The sequence below is a fragment of the Paraeggerthella hongkongensis genome, from assembly GCF_003726035.1.
GTDB lineage: Bacteria > Actinomycetota > Coriobacteriia > Coriobacteriales > Eggerthellaceae > Paraeggerthella > Paraeggerthella hongkongensis.
On sequence record NZ_QICD01000012.1, the window covers coordinates 59253 to 78049 of the forward strand.

At 63.3% G+C, this 18797-nt stretch carries 13 protein-coding genes; 12 read left to right on the forward strand and 1 reads right to left on the reverse strand.

The genetic code is table 11. The features are described 5' to 3' along the window. Positions 1–16 precede the first annotated feature (16 nt). The 10 genes from DMP08_RS07390 (at position 17) to ribF (ending at position 12198) form a co-directional block, all read left to right on the forward strand. Positions 17–2413 carry a glycoside hydrolase family 3 C-terminal domain-containing protein gene (locus DMP08_RS07390; protein ID WP_123192290.1) on the forward strand — a complete coding sequence of 799 codons (2397 nt, stop codon included), beginning with the start codon at positions 17–19 and terminating at the stop codon, positions 2411–2413. A gap of 60 nt (positions 2414–2473) precedes the next feature. Further along, the gene (locus tag DMP08_RS07395) at positions 2474–3637 is read left to right on the forward strand and encodes a putative ABC transporter permease (RefSeq protein ID WP_123192291.1); all 1164 of its coding nucleotides are present in this window, start codon (positions 2474–2476) and stop codon (positions 3635–3637) included. A 275-nt stretch (positions 3638–3912) separates the two neighbouring features. Further along, on the forward strand, positions 3913–4386 hold the full coding sequence (locus DMP08_RS07400; RefSeq protein WP_123192292.1) for a ribosome maturation factor RimP: 474 nt from the start codon (positions 3913–3915) through the stop codon (positions 4384–4386). Between the two features lie 25 nt (positions 4387–4411). Next, positions 4412–5626 carry a transcription termination factor NusA gene (gene nusA / locus DMP08_RS07405; protein WP_123192293.1) on the forward strand — a complete coding sequence of 405 codons (1215 nt, stop codon included), beginning with the start codon at positions 4412–4414 and terminating at the stop codon, positions 5624–5626. 26 nt (positions 5627–5652) lie between these two features. Next, entirely contained in the window at positions 5653–5934 is a 282-nt protein-coding gene (gene rnpM, locus DMP08_RS07410; protein WP_123192294.1) for an RNase P modulator RnpM, read from the forward strand. Positions 5935–5952: 18 nt separating this feature from the next. Further along, positions 5953–8700: a translation initiation factor IF-2 gene (gene infB, locus DMP08_RS07415; protein ID WP_123192295.1), complete on the forward strand. Its 2748-nt coding sequence runs from the start codon at positions 5953–5955 to the stop codon at positions 8698–8700. Positions 8701–8808: 108 nt separating this feature from the next. Next, complete coding sequence (gene rbfA, locus DMP08_RS07420) at positions 8809–9249, forward strand: 30S ribosome-binding factor RbfA (protein WP_123192296.1); 441 nt, start codon at positions 8809–8811, stop codon at positions 9247–9249. A gap of 12 nt (positions 9250–9261) precedes the next feature. Then, a complete protein-coding gene (locus DMP08_RS07425) occupies positions 9262–10281 on the forward strand; it encodes a DHH family phosphoesterase (protein WP_123192297.1) in 1020 nt (339 codons plus the stop codon). Then, positions 10278–11291 (forward strand): tRNA pseudouridine(55) synthase TruB, encoded by a 1014-nt coding sequence (gene truB, locus DMP08_RS07430; protein ID WP_244596865.1) that lies wholly within the window; start codon positions 10278–10280, stop codon positions 11289–11291. Before DMP08_RS07425 ends, truB begins: the two co-directional genes overlap by 4 nt. Further along, positions 11275–12198 carry a riboflavin biosynthesis protein RibF gene (gene ribF, locus DMP08_RS07435; RefSeq protein ID WP_123192298.1) on the forward strand — a complete coding sequence of 308 codons (924 nt, stop codon included), beginning with the start codon at positions 11275–11277 and terminating at the stop codon, positions 12196–12198. The genes truB and ribF overlap by 17 nt, the downstream gene beginning before the upstream one ends. 75 nt (positions 12199–12273) lie before the next feature. Here the strand turns inward: ribF and DMP08_RS07440 are convergent, their stop codons facing one another. Beyond that, positions 12274–14187 (reverse strand): LTA synthase family protein, encoded by a 1914-nt coding sequence (locus tag DMP08_RS07440; RefSeq protein WP_244596866.1) that lies wholly within the window; start codon positions 14185–14187, stop codon positions 12274–12276. Positions 14188–14485: 298 nt separating this feature from the next. Between DMP08_RS07440 and DMP08_RS07445 the strand changes: the two genes are divergently transcribed. Both DMP08_RS07445 and DMP08_RS07450 read left to right on the forward strand, forming a co-directional pair. Next, the gene (locus DMP08_RS07445; RefSeq protein WP_211328410.1) at positions 14486–16585 is read left to right on the forward strand and encodes a sodium-translocating pyrophosphatase; all 2100 of its coding nucleotides are present in this window, start codon (positions 14486–14488) and stop codon (positions 16583–16585) included. Positions 16586–17729: 1144 nt separating this feature from the next. Next, positions 17730–18503 carry a hypothetical protein gene (locus tag DMP08_RS07450; RefSeq protein ID WP_148042336.1) on the forward strand — a complete coding sequence of 258 codons (774 nt, stop codon included), beginning with the start codon at positions 17730–17732 and terminating at the stop codon, positions 18501–18503. Positions 18504–18797: the final 294 nt, after the last annotated feature.

Consider the following 18797-nt stretch of genomic DNA (forward strand, 5'->3'; position numbering starts at 1 on the left):
GAGAAAAGGATGCCTTATGGACGTCGAATCGGTGCTCGAGCAGATGACGCTCGAAGAGAAGTGCGCATGCCTGACCGGCGAAGGCTACTGGGTCCTCGGCGGCTGCCCTCGGCTGGGCGTTGCCCCCATCGAGGTGTCGGACGGCCCGCATGGCTTGCGTCACCAGTCGGGCGCGGCCGATAACCTGGGGCTCTCCGAAAGCGATCCCGCGGTGTGCTTTCCCACGGCCAGCGCCTCGGCGTGCTCGTTCGACGTCGACCTGCTGCGCCGGATGGGCGAGGCCATAGGCGACGAGGCGCGCGAGCAGGGCGTGGCCGTGGTGCTGGGTCCCGGCGTGAACATGAAGCGCAGCCCGTTGTGCGGCCGTAACTTCGAGTATTTCAGCGAGGACCCCTTTCTGGCCGGCACGTTGGGCGCGGCTTACATCCAGGGCGTGCAGAGCCGCGGCGTGGGTACGTCGCTCAAGCACTTCGCGTGCAACAACCAGGAAACGCACCGGCTCATCTCCGATTCGGTGGTGGACGATCGCGCGTTGCACGAGCTGTACCTGGAGCCGTTTCGCCTGGCCGTCGAACAGGGGCGGCCTTGGACGGTGATGACGGCCTACAACCTGCTGAACGGCACGTACTGCTCCGAGAACCGTTGGCTCATGGAGGACCTCGGCCGCAACGCCTGGGGCTTCGACGGCGCGTACGTGTGCGACTGGGGCGCCGAAAGCTCGAACGCCGATAGCCTGCCGGCAGGATTGGACCTGGTCATGCCGGGGACGCGGCCCGACTATCGGGCCGATGTGGCCGAGGCGGTGCGAGCGGGAAGGATTCCTGCGAGCCGTTTGGACGAAGCGGTTCGGCGCGTGCTCGAGATTCACCGGAAGCACGAGCGTGCGCGCGACGTCGTTCTGATCCGCGATCTTGACGCACGTCTTGAGGTTGCGCGCGAGGTTGCCGAGCAGTCGGCGGTGCTTTTGAAGAACGAGGGCGCCCTGCCGCTTGAGCCAGGCGCGCGCATCGCGGTGATCGGCGCGTTCGCAAAGCATCCGCGTTATCAGGGGGCGGGATCGTCCAAGATCAACCCCGTGTCCCTGGATTGCGCGTTCGACGAGCTGATCGGCGCGGGAGCCGCGTGCTCGTATGCGGAAGGCTACGATCGCGAAACGGGCGCGGCAACCGAGGCGCAGCTTGAGGAGGCCGCCGCCGTCGCGCGGCGCTGCGATGTCGCCGTGGTGTTCGTCGGCTTGCCGGACGCATCGGAGTCGGAAGGGGCCGACCGCTCCCATATGAAGCTCCCCGAAGGCCATGACAGCCTGGTCGAGCGCGTGTGCGACGCCAATCCCCATGCCGTGGTGGTCCTGCAGGGCGGGTCCCCCGTCGAGCTTCCCTGGCGCGAGCGCCCGCGCGCCATCCTGCTGAGCTACTTGGCGGGCTGCCGCGGCGGCCGGGCGACGGCGGACCTGCTGCTGGGACGCGCGAACCCATCGGGAAAGCTTGCCGAGACGTGGCCGATCCGTTTGGCCGACACGCCGTGCGCGGGCTTCTATCCGGCCGCGCAAAGGCAGGCTCGCTACCGGGAAAGCGTGTTCTCGGGCTATCGCTACTTCGATGCGGCCGAGGCGAAGGTGGCCTACCCGTTCGGGCACGGGCTGTCCTACGGCGCTTTTTCGTACCGCAACCTCCACATCGAGGCGCGCGACGACGGATTCTCCGTTTCCTGCCTGGTCAAGAACGAGGGCGATCGGTTCGGACGCGAGGTCGTGCAGCTGTACGTCGCCCCGCTCGACGCGGCGGCCCCCTGTCCTCCGCAGCAGCTCAAGGCGTTTTCCAAGGTGGCGCTCGAGCCGGGGGAGGAGCGTCGCGTCGACATGCTCCTGCCGCGTCGGGCGTTCGCTCGCTACGATTGCGAAACGTCTTCGTGGGAGGTTGCGGAAGGGGCGTACGATGTACGCGTTTCGGCTTCGAGCCGCGATGTGCGCCTGCGCGTCGTCCTCGATGTTGCGGGGATCGCCTGCGACGAGCGACCGGTTCCCGACGCGTACCGGATCGTGCGCGCCGGCGGGTTTTCGGACGAGGCGTTCCGCGCTTTGTACGGCAAGCCCTATCCCAAGGTGATCGTGGCGATGCGGCCCTACACGGCCAACGCGACCATAGGCGATCTCAAGGCGTCGCTCGTGGGTCGGGCCGTGCATTGGATCTTGCGGCACGAACTCAAGATCCTTGCGCGCAGCGATCCGTCTGCGCGCAAGGCCGCCGAGCGCATGGTGATGGACATGCCGCTGCGCTCGCTTGCCATGTCGGGCGTCGACATGGGTTTGGTAGACGGCGTCGTTGATATACTGAACTATCGGTTCATAAGGGGGTTCAACAGGCTCCGGCGCATTTTGGCCGAGGCTTCGAGTTCTCAAGAGGCCGCGAAGTAGGAAGAACCGCACTCGTGGACCCCGGTTCGGGGCGGCGGTGCTCGAAAGGAAGGAGAAGACATGGAAGAGGGGAACAACAAGGAGGTTGAGCGCATGCCGTGGCTTCTGAAGCTGTTCGGCGCGTTGTGCATCCTGGGCGGACTGACGTCGCTGGGCGATTTGGTCCCGGTGGTTCTGGCGTTTGTCCAGGGCATCGGCGGCGAGGGCTACCGCATGGCGTCGGTAATCATTTTCTCCGCCCTCATGGTGGTGCTCGTGGTCACGGCGGTGCTGTTCGTGTTCTTGGGCTACCGTCTGATCCGCAACAGGCGCGAGCATGCGGCCGCGGCGGCCAACACGCTGGTCGCTTTGACCGTGCTGTCCATCATCGGAACCATGATGCTGTTCGGCCTTTCCGCCCATCACATCGGCTACCTGGTTCAGCTGGTCATCCTCATCGGCGTGACCGCGTACTTGGACCCGCAGCTGGTGGAGGAGCGCCGGTTACAGCACAAGCTCAAGAAGATGGACAAGGAGCAGCGGGCCGAAGAACGCAAGGAGGCGCGCAAGCGCAAGCCGAAAAAAGGGTTCATCACGCTGAACTTCTTCAACTTGTTCTGGATTTTCGTCGTGTGCTGCATCCTGGGTCTTGTTATCGAGACGATCTACCATTTCATCTTGTTCCATGAATACCAGGACCGCGCTGGCATGCTGTTCGGGCCGTTCTCTCCCATCTACGGTTTCGGCGCGTTGCTCATGACCATCGCGCTCAACCGGTTCCACGACAAGCCCATCTGGGTGATCTTCCTGGTGAGCGCCGTCATCGGCGGCGCGTTCGAGTTCTTCACCAGCTGGATCATGGAGTTCGCCTTCGGCATTCGCGCATGGGATTACACGGGATCGTTTCTGTCCATCGACGGCCGCACGAACTTCGTGTTCATGGTGATGTGGGGCGTTTTGGGCATGGCGTGGATCAAGCTGCTGCTGCCGCAGCTGCTCAAGCTGATCAACCTCATCCCGTGGAACTGGCGCTACGGCGTGACGGCCGCGTGCGCGGCGCTCATGCTGGTGGACGGCATCATGAGCATCCAGTCGATCGACTGCTGGTATCAGCGCATGGCGGGCAAGACCCCCGACACGCCCATCGAAGAGTTCTACGCCAAGCATTTCGACAACGAGTACATGCAGAATCGATTCCAAACCATGGACATGAACGTGGAGGATTCCGCTCGCGCGGACGTGTAGCTGGGTTTCGAGCCCCGCTTGCCGGGGTTCGAACGTTCGAGGCGCGCAGGCAACGAGCGAAAAGCGGGCGTCGCCTGCGCGCAGTCTCCTCGTGCAAAATGTGGGGAACTTGCGGGCAGCTTCGTGGCAAGACTAGGCAAAAGGCGGGCCGTATGGTATAAATATTCCCGCATCGCAGAACAGCAAGCGCGCGACGGCGCGCACCATACTTTCGCAGACGAGAAAGTGGGTTTCACCCGCTTTCTTTGTATGTTAGGGCACAGAAAGGAGAAGGCGTGCTCAGCAAAAAGGAACAACAGCTGCTTGACGCGCTGGAACCCCGTGCGGCTCAGGAGGGCGTGGAGGTTGTGACCGTGGAGGTCGTCGGTGCCAAGAAGGCTCCGACCATTCGCGTGTTCATAGACACGCCCGAGGGCGTGAGCTTTGACGAGCTGTCCTCCGCGCAGGCGTGGATCAACGATATCATGGACGAGCTGGACCCGTTCCCCGGGGCTTACACGCTCGAGGTGTCCTCGCCCGGCATCGACCGCCCGCTGCGCACGATCGAGCACTTCGCGCGCTATGCGGGGCAGACCGCCGTGGTCAAAGCGCAGCCGCTTGACGGCCGCGGCACGTGGACGGGTACCATCCAGGGAGCCGGCGAGGGCGTTGTGACGCTCGACGCGGACGGCTCTTCCGTGCAGATCCCGCTCGACACCATCAAGCGCGCCCATCTCAAGGGCATGATCGATTTCAGCTCGAAGGCTTGAGCTTAAGAGGAAAGGAAGCGAAGACGTGGCAAGTTCAGAATTGATCGAGGCTTTGCAGGCGCTGGCCCACGAACGCAAGATCGACGAGTTCTATCTCATCGAGCGCCTGGAGGTGTCTCTGGCTAAGAGCTACGAGCGCATTCTTGACCTCGAGTGGGACGCTCGCGTGACCATCGATCGCCAGACGGGGCACATCTACGTGTACGAGCTGGTTCCGGTGGGAGAGCCCGATGAGGAAACCGGCGAGTACCTTGAGTTCGAGGAGCGCGATGTCACGCCGGCCGACGTGAGCCGCATCGCCGCGCAGAACGCGAAGGGCGTCATTGCCTCCATCGTGCGCGAAGCGGGCCGTCAGTCCATCTACGAGGAGTTCTCCAGCCGCGTGGGCGATCTGGTTACGGGCACGGTGCTGCAGGGCACGCCCGAGTTCACCATTATCAAGATTCGCGACGGCGTGGAGGCGGAGCTTCCGCATTACGACGTCAAGCGCAGCCCGAACGAGCGCAACGAGCGTCCGGCGGGCGAGCACTATCGTCACAACCAGCGCCTCAAGGTGCTTATTATCGAAGTGCGCGACCCGAACTCCGACGCGCCGAAGATGCGCGGCGAGCAGGCTCGCCCGGCCATCGTCGTGTCCCGCACGCATCCTGATCTGATCCGTCGCCTGTTCGAGATCGAGGTCCCCGAGATCTACGACGGCATGGTGGAGATCAAGTCGATCGCACGCGAGCCGGGCGCTCGCTCCAAGATCGCCGTGACTTCGCGCGAGGCGAACCTCGACCCGGTGGGCGCGTGCGTCGGCCCCAAGGGCAGCCGCGTGCGCATGGTTGTCGAAGAGCTGCGCAACGAGCGCGTCGATGTCATCCAGTGGGCAGAGGATCCGGCTGTGTACGTGGCCAACGCTTTGTCGCCCGCTAAGGTGACGCGCGTCATCATCGATGAGGACAACCACTATGCCACGGTGGTCGTGCCCGACGACCAGCTGTCGCTGGCTATCGGCAAGGAGGGGCAGAACGCCCGCCTGGCCGCGCGCTTGACGGGCTGGCACATCGACATCAAGAGCGCAAGCTTTACAAGCGAGCAGCTTCCCTCCGAGGGCAATATGCTGATCGACGAGGAAGACGTGGACGACGAGGCGGGCTTGTGCTCGTACGTGGGCGAGGACGGCGTTCGCTGCCGCAACCACGCTCGTCCGGGCAGCCGCTACTGCGGCGTTCACGCGGACCTCGACGAGGCTTAAGAGTTACCAGGTAGGCGGCCTTGCGAATGAACACGACGACGACTAAGGGGCAGCGCAGCTGCATCGCATGCGGAACGCCGGCGGCGAAAGCCGGTCTTCTGCGCATCGTGCGCGATCCTTCGGGCACCGTGTCGTTCGACGGGACCGGCCGTGCGCCGGGCAGGGGGGCGTACGTTTGCTCCGCAGAATGCTTCGCCGCCGCATGCAAGAAGAAAAAGCTCGACCGGGCGCTCAAAACGACGCTTGGCAGCGATGAGTACGAACGGATCGCTGCCGACGTCGCAACGGCCTCGCGCGAAGCGAATTAAGAAGTAGAGGAGTGGTATATGGCCAGCATGCGCGTACATGAGTTGGCGAAGGAATTCGATATGTCGAGCAAAGAGTTGCTCGACAAGCTGCAACAGATGAAGATCCCTGCGAAGAGCCATGCGAGCATGCTCGCCGACGCCTACGTTGAGAAGATCCGCAAGAACCTCGAACCCGAGATCAAGCAGCGCGCGGGTCAGCTCGAGGACGAAGAAGCCAAGAAGCTGGCGGAGGAGCGTGCCGAGGCCGAGCGCAAGCGCGCCGAGGAAGAGCGCGCCCGCCGCGAAGCCGTGGAGCAGGAGCGTGCTGCCCGCGAGGCCGAGCGCGCCCGTCGTGCCGAAGAGGGCCCGTCCGACGAGGACGGCTCCCACGACGAGGGCGACCACCCGCGAAAAGCGTCGGCGTCGTCGCCGTTTGAAAGCCTGGCTAGCCAGATCGAGAGCGAGAAGGAACGCGTAGCCCGCGAGGCTGCGGAAGCCCGCGCCCGCGCCCGTCAGGCCAAGATGGCCGCCGAAGTTGCCAAGAAGCAGGCCGTCGAGGAAGCGCTGCGCCAGCGCAGCGGCAAGGGCGGCAAGTCCGCCCCGGCTCCCAAGAAGCCTGCTCCGGTGCTGGGTGCCAAGAAGGCGTCCGGCTTCGACTCGCTGCTCTCGCAGATCGAGGCGGAAAAGCAGCGCATCGAGGCTCAGAAGCAGGAGACTTCCGCCGCCCGCAAGGCCGGAAAGCCCGACCGTGCTCCCAAGAAGCACGGTCGCAAGGGCGGCCACGTGGAGCAGATCGTTCCTGAGCTGGAGACGCAGCAGACCCAGCCCGAGGATCGCTATGCCCAGATGGCCGTGCAGGCCGAGAAGCTGCAGCGTGACAAGGTGCTGGCCGAAGCCCGCGCCGCCGTTGCCGCCGCTACCACGTCGAGCGAGGGCGAAGGCCGCCGCAAGAAGCGCAAGCAGAAGCGCGAGGCCGAGACGCGCGAGCGTTTGGAGCTTGAGGCCATCGAGAAGGGTCTCGACCCCGAGCTGGTTCTCGACGACTCCGTGGTGGAGATCCCGCAGGGCTCGACCGTGGGCAAGTTCGCCGAGCTGCTGGGCGTGCAGCCTAACGACATCATCAAGCGCCTGTTCATGTTGGGCCAGGTGCTCACGCTGACGCAGTCCATGGGCGACGACCTGGTGGAGCTTATCGCCGATGACATGGGCCGCAAGGTGCGCGTCGTGTCTCCTGAAGAGGAGTACGCGGTGGTGTACCATGACAAGGACGAGGACCTCGAGTCGCGTCCGCCCGTGGTCACCGTCATGGGCCACGTCGACCACGGCAAGACGTCGCTTCTGGACGCCATCCGCGACACGGGCGTGGTGGCCAGCGAGGCCGGCGGCATCACGCAGCACATCGGCGCGTCCGTCGTCGAGATCGATGGCCGTCGGATCACGTTCATCGACACGCCGGGCCACGAGGCGTTCACGGCCATGCGCGCTCGCGGCGCTCAGGTCACCGACGTCATCGTGCTGGTGGTTGCTGCCGACGACGGCGTCATGCCGCAGACCATCGAGGCCATCAACCACGCTAAGGCCGCCGAGGTTCCCGTCGTGGTTGCCGTGAACAAGATCGACAAGCCGGGCGCCAACCCCGATCGCGTGCGCCAGGAGCTTACCGAATACGGCATCATTCCCGAGGAGTGGGGCGGCTCCAACATGTTCGTGGAGGTGTCGGCCAAGAAGCGCCTGCACATCGACGACGTGCTGGAAACCATTCTGCTTCAGGCCGATGTGCTCGAACTCAAGGCGAACCCCAACGCCGAGGCTTCCGGCTTCGTCATCGAGGCGAACCTCGACAAGGGCCGCGGCCCCGTGGCCACCGTTCTTGTCCAGCGCGGCACGCTCCATCCGGGCGACGTCGTGGTGGCCGGCACGTCGCATGGTCGCGTCCGTGCGTTGGTCGATCCTCGCGGCAAGCACGTTGACGAGGCGCTTCCGGCGGATCCGGTGGAGATCCTGGGCCTGAACAGCGTTCCCACCGCCGGCGACGAGTTCCGCGTGTTCGCCGACGAGCGCGATGCGCGCAAGCTGGCCGAGGAACGTGCGCTGCGCGCTCGCCTGGCCGAGCAGGACGCCAAGTCCCATATGAGCCTGGACGATCTGTTCAGCCGCATCGAGGAGGGCAAGCAGACCGACCTGAACCTCATTGTGAAGGCCGACGTGCAGGGCTCCATCGAGGCGCTGCGCGACGCGTTCGAGAAGATGGATCAGTCCGAGGTACGCATCAACATCGTGCACTCGGCCGTGGGCGGCATCACCGAGACCGACGTTACGCTGGCCTCGGCTTCCGACGCCATCATCATCGGCTTCAACGTGCGCCCGACCGGCAAGTCCAAGCAGCAGGCCGAGAAGGAGAAGGTGGACATCCGCCTGTACCGCATCATCTACCAGGCTATCGAGGAGATCAATGCGGCGCGCGTGGGCCTGCTGTCCCCGGACATCGTGGAAGAGGACACCGGCATCGCCGAGGTACGCGACACGTTCAAGGTGCCGAAGGTGGGCACGATCGCCGGCTGCTACATCATCGAAGGCGAGATCAACCGCGACGACAAGGTGCGCATCGTCCGCGACGGCACGGTGATCTTCGAGGGCGTCATGGCTTCGCTGCGTCGCTTCAAGGACGACGTGAAGTCCGTGAAGCAGGGCTACGAGTGCGGCATCGGCATCGAGAAGTTCCAGGACCTCAAGGTGGGCGACCATATCGAAGGCTACCAGATCAAGGAAGTCGAGCGGACCGAGTAACCGTTCTCCGTCACTGCAATAATCTGCGCGCTCGTCAAACGTTCCACGCTACACTGGGCTTGACGAGCGCGTTTTGCGCATAACCCCTCTTCGGAAGGAGATGGCATCATGAAACAGAGTTCTTCCAACCGCAAGGTGAACGAACAGGCCCGCGAGGTCATCGCGAGCATCCTTTTGTTCGAGATATCCGATCCTCGCCTTGAGCTCGTGACCATCACGGGCTGCGAGGTCAGCTACGACCGCAGCGTGTGCAACGTGTTCTACACCACCGAGCCCGAACGCTACGAGGACGTGGCCGCGGCGTTTTCCAAGGCGTCGGGCCGCATTCGCTCGCTCATGGCCCGCAAGCTGTCATGGCGTATTGCTCCCGAGTTGCGCTTCTTGCTGGATCGTAGCGTTGACCAGGCCGAGCGCATTGCTACGGCGCTCGAGCGCGATGCTGTGCGCAACAAAGCAGACGAGCCGACCGATGCGGACGTGCCTGCCGACGCCGATCGCTTTGCGGACGAGCGCGCTCGCGCGCAGGCGGCGGTTTCGGCTGACGAATAGCAGGGAGACCGTATGTCCGTTACCCCTCAAACGAATACCGATCTTGCGGCGCTTGCCGCAATGTTCAAGCAGCGCGATGACTTCGTGCTGTGCGGGCACGTGAGCCCCGACGGGGATTGCATCGGGTCGCAGCTTGCGCTTGCTGCCGCGTTGCGCCAGCTGGGGAAGCACGTGACGTGCGTGCTTGCCAAAAACGAGCCGATCGACGAACGCTTGCGGTTTCTGCCTGGTGTCGACGACCTTGTTCCGGCCGAGCTGTACGAAGGGCCTGCGCGCACGTTCGTGGCCGTGGATGTTCCCACGCGCGAGCGCATCGCCGAGGCTGCGGCCGCGCTGCGCGACCAATGCGACCTCGCGGTTGCCATCGATCATCATGCAGTGGATACGACGATGACCGACCTGGTGTACGTGGATCCGGACGCGGCGTCTACCACCGTGCTCGTGTGGGACGTAGCGGGGCTGCTTGGCATTGACCGTTCGGGAGACGTCGCTCTGTGCTGCTACACGGGGCTGGTCACGGATACGGGACGCTTCCAATATCAGAACACCGACGCGGCCGCCATGCGCGCCGCGGCTCAGATGGTCGAAGCGGGCGCCGATCCGGCATTCGTTTCTCGAGCCATCTTCCAGAACCGCTCGCTCCCCTCGGTACGCCTCGAAGGCGTCGCCGTGGGCCGCATGCGGTTTGGAGCTGGTGGCGCGTACGCTATGAGCTGGCTGTCCCTTGACGACTTCGAGTCGGCAGGTGCGGTGAAGGCTGACGCCGAGCCCATCATCGACGCGCTGCGCGCAGTGTCGGGCGTGCGCGTTGCCTGCATGCTGCGCGAACAGGGAGACGTCGTGCGCGGAAGTCTGCGCGCGAAGGACGACACCGACGTTGCGACGCTCGCCCGCACGTTCGGCGGGGGAGGGCATCGAGCTGCTGCGGGATTTACGCTCGAATGCTCCTTGGACGAAGCGGTGGCCTTGGTGGACGCCGCATTGGAGAAGACGGTTGGAGCCAAGGCTGGCGAAGGGGCGTGCACGGGGTGAAGCGGGGAACATCGGGGCTTTCGCTGGTCGTCGGGGTCAACAAGCCCAGCGGCATGAGTTCGCATGACGTGGTGAATCGATGCCGGACCATATTCGGGGAGCGTCGCGTGGGGCACACGGGCACGCTCGATCCCATGGCAACCGGGGTGCTTCCCATCTGCATCGGCCCTGCCACCAGGCTCGGGTCGTATTTGACCGCGCATGACAAGCACTATCGCGTGACCATCGCGTTCGGCGTGGGGACCGATACCGACGATGCCGAGGGCCGTGTGACGCGGACGGGCGACGTCCCTCCTTGCGTGACCGATCCCGCCTTCGCCGCTTCGTTCGTCGAAGGGCTGGTAGGGGCTAGCAAGCAGCTGCCGCCGGCGTATTCCGCCATCAAGGTGAACGGGAAGAAATCCTACGAAGCTGCACGTGCGGGCAACATCATCGACCTGGCTCCGCGCGACATCGAAGTGTACGAGGCTCGGTTGCTCGAGGTGCGTGAAGGCCGCGGTGACGAACTTCCCACCTGGGACGTGGCGTTCCATGTGTCGAAAGGCACCTATATTCGTGCATTGGCGCGCGACGTAGGGGTGGCTCTTGGATGCCCGGCTCACGTTGCCGCTTTGGAGCGGACGCGTCTGGGAACGCTCGATTTGGAAGAGTGCGTTAGCTTGGAGGTGCTTGCGCAGCTCAAGGATCGCGCCGCGCTCGATCCCGTTCGGCTTTTGGGCGGGCGCTTCCTGTTTGCGCAGGATGCGGCTATCCCGAAAGTGGCGAACGGTTCTCCGCTGCCTGCGTCGGCGTATCCCTTGTACGAGCGGCGTCGTTCGAGGGCCGATCTTGAACTGTGCGCATGCACCTCGGGCGTACGCGAAAGCTGCACGGGTCCGAAGGACGGGGAGACGGTTGCGGTGATTGCCGACAACAAATTGGCTGCGCTGTACGGTTACGATCGGGCGCGCGATGCGTATCAGGCGCGCTGCGTGTTTCAGACGGGGGTGTCTCGTGGTAAAGATCTATAGGGCGGACGAATCTTTCGACCATGCGTTCTTCTCCGGCGCGTCGTGCGCGTTCGGCGTGTTCGACGGCGTGCATCGCGGGCATCGGTTTCTGCTTGATTGCGCGCGCGAGACGGCGCGTGAAAGCGGCGGACGCAGCGTGGCATTGACGTTCGATATCGATCCTGACGAGGTATTTCACCCTGATCGACTGAAGAAGCTCATGACGAACGACGAGCGCTTGTCCATGCTGGCGCAAACCGGCGTGGACGCGGTGGTGGCGCTTCCTTTCACGCGGGAATTCGCGGCGTCTTCGCCTGAGCGCTTTCTCGTGCAGACGTTCGACGGTACGCCGCCGGCGTTTCTGCATGTGGGATTCGACTTCAAGTTCGGGGCTCGCGCGGCAGGAACCGTGGACGACCTGGATGCATGGGGGTCTGTCGAAGGTACGCATGTGCGCGCCCATGGCCTGAAGAGCGAAGACGGATCGCCCATTACGGCTACGCGCATCCGCCTGCTTTTGGCCGACGGCGCAATCGAGGAAGCGAACCGGCTTCTAGGACGCGCGTACTTCATGACGGGAACGGTAACGCCCGGGCGCGGAGAGGGTGCGGACCTGGGATTTCGGACGGCGAACCTGGTGGTGGACGATCAGCTGCGCCCGCTTGGCGACGGCGTGTACGCCGCGTGGGCCGTGGTCGACGGTGCTCGCTACAAGGCTGCGGTCAACGTGGGCGTGGCGGCTACGTTCGCCGATCGCGCGACGGCTACCTGCGAAGTGCATCTGCTCGATTTCTCGGGCGACTTGTACGGAAAGCCCATCAAGGTGGAGTTCCTTCACTGGTTGCGACCCATGCGCAAGTTCGACGATATCGACGAGCTCGTAGCCACCGTGCAGGGCAATATCCAATGGGTGAGGGACAACCTATAGGGTTTTGCGGGCAAAACGGGGAATGGCGCAAGGCAGGGAGCGAGATCGCTTCCTGCCTTGTTCGTTGTCTCGACCCTAGCCGAACAAGTTGTCGTACTGTATCCAGGCGTAGGCCTCTAACAGGTTTTCGGCATCCGTTTCCTCGTTGAGCCAGTGCCAGGTGCCGTCGGCGCTCAGGTAGCCGTTGAGATTGACGGCGGGTATGGATTTGCTGGTCGATAACAGGAAGCGCTGGTAGTTCGTGGTGGGAAGGCCTGCCAAGTCCACCAGCTTGGCACCCAGGTAGTTCAGGCTCGATCGTTGCTCGACCGGCCCTGTGGCAGGGGCGTCGGCTTCGCGCTCGACAGGATTTCCGCGCTGTTGCTTGATTGCGCGTGCGGCAGCGTTTTCCCAGATGAGGTATGGAACAGCGTAGCGCGACTGCACGGCATCGAGTCCTAGATCGTCCGCGGACACGCCTTCGTGCGTGGCTTCGAACAGCCAGTCGCTGAAGCCGGGTTGATGATCGCCGAAGAAGCAGAGGACAACCGGCCTTTCAAGTGCGTTCAGCTGCTCTGTCAGATACGCTAGATCCTGGTCTGCTTGGCGGATGACGCTTGCGTACTCGTTCAGCTCGGGCGACGTGGCGTCGTCGGGAAGCGGAACGCTCACGGTCATTTCTTCGGAAAGGCCGCCCACGTCGTAGCCTCCGTGGTTTTGCATGGTCACGTCGAAGATGAACTGGGGCTGCTCGTTTTCCGCCAATAGGTTCAGCACGTAGTCGTACGTGGCGCGATCGGTGACCAGGCCGCGCAACGTGTCCGCGCCGTCGAACAAGGAGATGTCGCTGAATCGGTCGAACCCCAGCTGCGCGTAGATTCGGTCACGCCTCCAGTTCGTGCCCTCGGCTGGATGCAGCGCGTGCGTAGCGTAGCCCATCGACGAAAAGTACGACACCAGGCTTTCGGCTTTGTCCAGGTCGTAAAGCACGTACGGATACACGCCTCCGCCCAAGTGCGCCATGCTCGACCCGGTCAGAAACTCGAACTCGCTGTTGCAGGTGCCGCCTCCCATGGCCGAGGCATAGGCTTCGCCGGCCTCGAGCGCTTCGCCCGCAAGTTCATGGAACCGGGCGGGGCGGGCCTCGGTGTCGGCAAGGCCGGGGTAGCGCGACAGGTCGGAGAACGTTTCGTTCATGATGGCGATGACCGTGGGCTGTTCGACAAGTTCGCTGGCATGCGCTTCCGGGATGGCTGTGGCGTCTGCGTACGAGTCCAGCATATCCTCGATGGCCTCGGTCGCGTATCCGTCGGGCTCGGCGGGACTCAGGTCTTGGACGCGCTTGAGAAAGCAAAGCGCCGATCCTTGCTCGGCGTACGATTCCTTGACGCCCCATACGTCCACTGTGCAATCGAAGGCTTTCTCGATGTCGACAGCGGTTAGCGACCAGCCGAAGCCTCCAACCAGCACGAGCGCGCACGTGGCATTAGTCAAGCCGCGTCGGAAGGAGAGCCGCTGCTTCGGCATCAGGAACAGCGCGGCGCAATACCCCAAGAACAGCGCGATGCTCGCAAGCAGGCTCGCGTCAAGCTCGAAGGAGTAGCTCGATCCCACCGATGCAGCCGTGGACAGGGCGAACAGGTCGGCAGGTACGACGGGCTGGCCTTTGAACATGATGACGAAGTAGTTTGCCGTTCCGGCCGCCAGGCAAGCGAGCAGAAACGCCGCAACGGCTGCGCGGGAGCGCTGCCCGACGAAGTAGCAGATGCCGAAAAGACCCGCCAAGAGGGCGAGGTTCAACCCCGCATAATAAGGATCCATGGAGAACAGGCTCTCGTTGTAAGGCACTTCGAGCAGCAGGAAAGCCGTTGGCACGGCGAGCGCAAAAACGAAGGGGCGTGCCTTTTTCGCGAACGGTAGGGATCGGAGGCGATCGACAGCGCCCGCGATCAGGGCGAAAAGCGCGCGCACCGCGTCTTGTGCGGCGCGCGCGTGGCGTATACCGGGCATAACGTGCTCCTCGTGTGGTTCAGATGCATGCATCGTCAAGGGTAAGCAAAAGGCGAAGTATACCGGATATCGCTTCGTTTGCAGCTTGAATCCGCCTTGATTGTCGATGCGCGGCCTGGTTCCTGGTGAAACGCTTGCAATTTCATGCATCCAAAAAAACTCGATTACGGGTTCACATTATCTGCAAATCCTCTAGAATAAAGCGGTTGCGACTTTCTCGCTCGAATGCCCGGCGAAAAGGTCGCATATCGTATTGGTCGAAAAAAGGAGGAGACACGTGACTACTGCAGTCGCATGGATGGCTCCCGTGTGCGCCCTCATCGGCATTTGCATGGCAGCCTACCTCGGAACGTGGGTTCTGAAGCAGGACCCGGGTCCGGACAAGATGAATAACATCTCCCTGAAGATCCAGCAGGGCGCAAAGGCGTTCCTGATGAGCGAGTACAAGCTCCTCGTGATCTTCATGGTGGTCGTGGCCGTCGTTATGGCGGTGTTCCTGTCGCCGATCACGGCGCTTGCGTTCGTCACGGGCGGCGTGATGTCCGCGGCCGCTGGCTACGTTGGCATGCATGTGGCAACGCGCGCTAACACGCGTACCGCTCACGCTGCCGAGGAGTCGGTCGCCAAGGCCCTGAACATCAGCTTCAAGTCCGGCCTCACCATGGGCCTGTGCGTGGCGTCGTTCGCCCTGCTGGGCCTGTCGCTGTGGCTTATCCTGCTGGTGTTCGGCATCGACATCGTCGAGGTTGCCCAGATGCATACCAACATCGGCATGGTCGAAGGCTTCGCCACCGGCGCTTCCGCTGTCGCGCTGTTCGCCCGTGTGGGCGGCGGCATCTACACGAAGGCCGCCGACGTCGGCGCTGACCTCGTGGGCAAGGTGGAAGCGGGCATTCCCGAGGACGACCCCCGCAACCCCGCCACCATCGCCGACAACGTGGGCGACAACGTGGGCGACGTGGCCGGCATGGGCGCCGACCTGTTCGAGTCCTACACGGGCGCTATCCTGGCTCCCACCATCCTGGCCGCCACCTTCGGCGCGCTGGGCGGGTACTTCGCCACGGGCGACCTCGTATGGGCCCTGGTGACGCCGCTCATCATCGCGGCAACCGGCATCCTCACGTCCATCATCGGCCTGTTCGCCGTGCGCACCAAGGAAGGCGCTGCCCTGCACAAGGCGCTCAACCGCGGCACGTACCTGGCTGCCGGCATCGAGATCGTCGTGATCTTCTGCCTGTTCTTCATCTGGAACTCCCAGTCCGTCGAGGCGCAGCCGCTGTGGCTGTTCGGCTCGGTGCTGTGCGGCCTGGTGGCCGGCCTTGCCATCGGCAAGATCACCGAGTACTTCTGCTCTGACAAGTACAAGCCGGTCCACAAGATCGCCGAGGCAGCCGACACCGGCGCCGCCACGGTCATCATCGAGGGTATCGGCACGGGCATGCTGTCCACCATCGCTCCGATCGTGTTGGTCGCTTTGGCCATCATCGGCGCGTATACGTTCGGTAACCTTGCGTTCCCGCTCGCCTCGGCTGAGGGCGGCATTGCCGTCGGCCTGTTCGGCGTGGGTCTTGCCGCAACCGGCATGCTCTCCAACACCGCCATCACCATCGGCGTCGACGCGTACGGCCCCGTTGCCGACAACGCGGGCGGCATCGCCGAGATGGCCGGTCTTCCCGAGGAAGTGCGCGAGCGCACCGACGCGCTGGACGCCGTGGGCAACACCACCGCCGCCATCGCGAAGGGCTTCGCCATCGCTTCTGCGGGCCTGTCCGCCATCTCGCTGTTCGTGTCCTATCAGGCCACGATGCACCATGCGATCCCGAACTTCGAGCTGACGCTCACCGACCCCTTGATCGTCGCCGGTATCTTCATCGGCGCCATGATGCCGTTCATGTTCGCGGCCCTCACCATGGGCGCCGTGTCCCGTGCCGCTCATGCCATGGTCGAGGAAGTGCGTCGTCAGTTCCGTGAGATCAAGGGCATCATGGAGTACGAGGCCGAGCCCGAGTACGACAAGTGCGTGGCCATCTCCACCAGCTCCGCGCTGCGCGAGATGATGCTTCCCGGATGCATCGCCATCGTGGTGCCGGTGCTGATCGGCTGCTTCAACCCTGCTATGCTGGGCGGCTTTTTGGCCGGCGCCGTTGCAACGGGCATGCTCATGGCTATCTTCATGTCCAACGCCGGCGGCGCATGGGACAACGCGAAGAAGTACATCGAGCAGGGTTATCATGGCGGCAAGGGCTCCGAGGCTCATAAGGCGGCTGTCGTGGGCGACACCGTAGGCGATCCTTTCAAGGACACCTCCGGCCCGTCCATGAACATCCTCATCAACCTGATGACCATCGTGTCCCTGACGTTCACCCCGCTGTTCGTCGCGATCCAGATGATGATGTAAGCTCTCATTCGAAAAGCTTGCACGTTTCGGAACCCGGCTCAATGCCGGGTTCCGTGCTGTTTCAAGGGCTTGTCGCACGACGAGGGCGGGTGCTGCCCGCGCGCTTGCGGTTCGACGGGGACGCGCGCTGACCTGCGCGTTTACGGCGGGAACGGGTGCTGCTCGCGTGTTTGCGGCGCGCGCCCGGTTCCGTCCCGGCTTCGGAGGCTTGCGGTCCTCGCCGGTTTCGCCTCAAGTTCGAAGTTTTGCCAAAACGGACGAGTTTTTCTGGTCCTCAAACCAGGATAAAGCAAGCTGGTAGGCTTCTGAGCTGGGATAATGAAAATCGCGCATCGGCGAAAAATCCTGAGAAGGCGGAAAATCGCCGCAAAACTCGATCGTTTTGGCAGCGGATACCACGCTAAAGGCGTCCTGCTGCTGCCTGCGTCCCCGCAAGCTGTCCGTTCCGTCGGTCTACATGCTCCGTTTCGGTCCGCACGGTTGCTTCAGCCGTGTACTCGCTCGGCTTGCGTGTCTGCTTCAGCCTGCGCACCTGCTTCCAGTCGCGCACTCGCTTCGGCCTTCATGTCTCGCTCTAGCTGCATGCCTGTTTCGGCCGTGCCCCTGCTTCTCGTTGCGTACTCCGCTTCGGTCCTCGTGCTCGCTTCCGGCCGCGCGCTCGTTTCGGCCGCGCCTCCGCTCGTTCGCGCTCCTGCCTCTCTGCGCGTCCATACCGTCTTCTGGACGTGGCTTTGCGAAAACCTTGCAGGAACCTAGCGCGGATCCAGCGGGAATCTGCCAGCGATCCAGCACAAGATAACGTGAAGGTGACGAAACGATTGTCTGCAAACAGACGAGGCATTTCCCCTGCTAGTCTTTATTTATGACTATATACATCAGCCATATGACAGCATTGGAATGTTGGAGGTCGGGAAGGTTCGACGCCTGTCTTCGGGCGCGCTGTTCTGGAAAGCGCGTTCGGCATCCTATCGGATCGGCGGAGCTTGTCAGCGATGCGGACAGGGCATCGCGGGGTCGCAGTTGCGATCTCGACACCGCTGCGTTTTCCCAGAGCCATGCCGTTGAGGATGCCGATCGTGCTCGCAAGGATTCGCGGCTTCTTGGGGGCGGGTTACCGTTCGGGCGCGTTTCTCGCGAATCTCCCGTGCATGTGGTCGTGCCTTGCGCGCAGGATCGGGTCGATCGCATCGGCGTGCGCTGTCATGTTCACGCCCGCCCGTTTCCTCCTGGATCGTTCGTGCGACTGGACGAGGGTCTGTACGCGAGCTCGCCGGAGTTGTGCTTCGTGCAGATGGCTTCCGTCTTGCCTGAGCTGGAACTTCTTGCCTTGGGATTCGAGCTGTGCGGAACGTATGCGCTCGATGCCGAAGGGCGTACGCGGTACGGGCGGCCCGCGCTTTTGACTGCGGTGTCGGCGCTCGATCGATACATCGAATCTGCGCGGGGAATTCCTGGCGCAGCTGCAGCTCGGAGGACCCTCAAGCATTTGGTTGCCTGTTCCGCTTCGCCGCGCGAAACGGCCTTGACCTTGCTTCTTTGCCTTCCACGGCGCATGGGAGGCTATGCGCTTTCTCATCCCGAGTTGAATTACCGGGTGAACGTGGCGGGCGCGAAGCGGGATCGCATCGAAAAGGGATACTACTTATGCGATCTGTACTGGTCGCGTGCAAAGCTTGACGTGGAGTACGAAAGCGACGAGTACCATACCGGTCCTTCTCGAATCGCAAGGGATTCGGAACGTCGCGACGACTTGTCTCATCTGGGGGTATCGGTGCGCACGATAACGAATCGCCAGATCATGGACCCTATTCGCTTCGATAAAACGGCGCGTCAGCTTGCTGTCGCTTTAGGCGAGTGGGTTCGTCCGTACGACGGGTTCGCGCAAGCGTGTCGTACGCTGAGGGCCACGGTGCTATGAGCTGCCGTAAAAGGACTTTCGATCTGCTTTCGAAAGAGAGAGACTCGTCTGTCAAAACGGCCGAGTTTTGCTGGTCCTCGAATCAGGATAAAGCAAGCCGGTATGCTTCTGAGCTGGGATAATGAAAATCTCGCATCGGCGAACAACCCCGAGAAGGCGAAAAATCGCCGCAAAACGGGGATGCGGCAAGAAGTTGGACCGCCCGAGGGCGGTCCACGACCGATCGAACGGCCCCGAAGGGGCCGTGAGGAGGGAGCTGCATGTACACGGAGCGCGAGAAGGTCAGGTACGTCG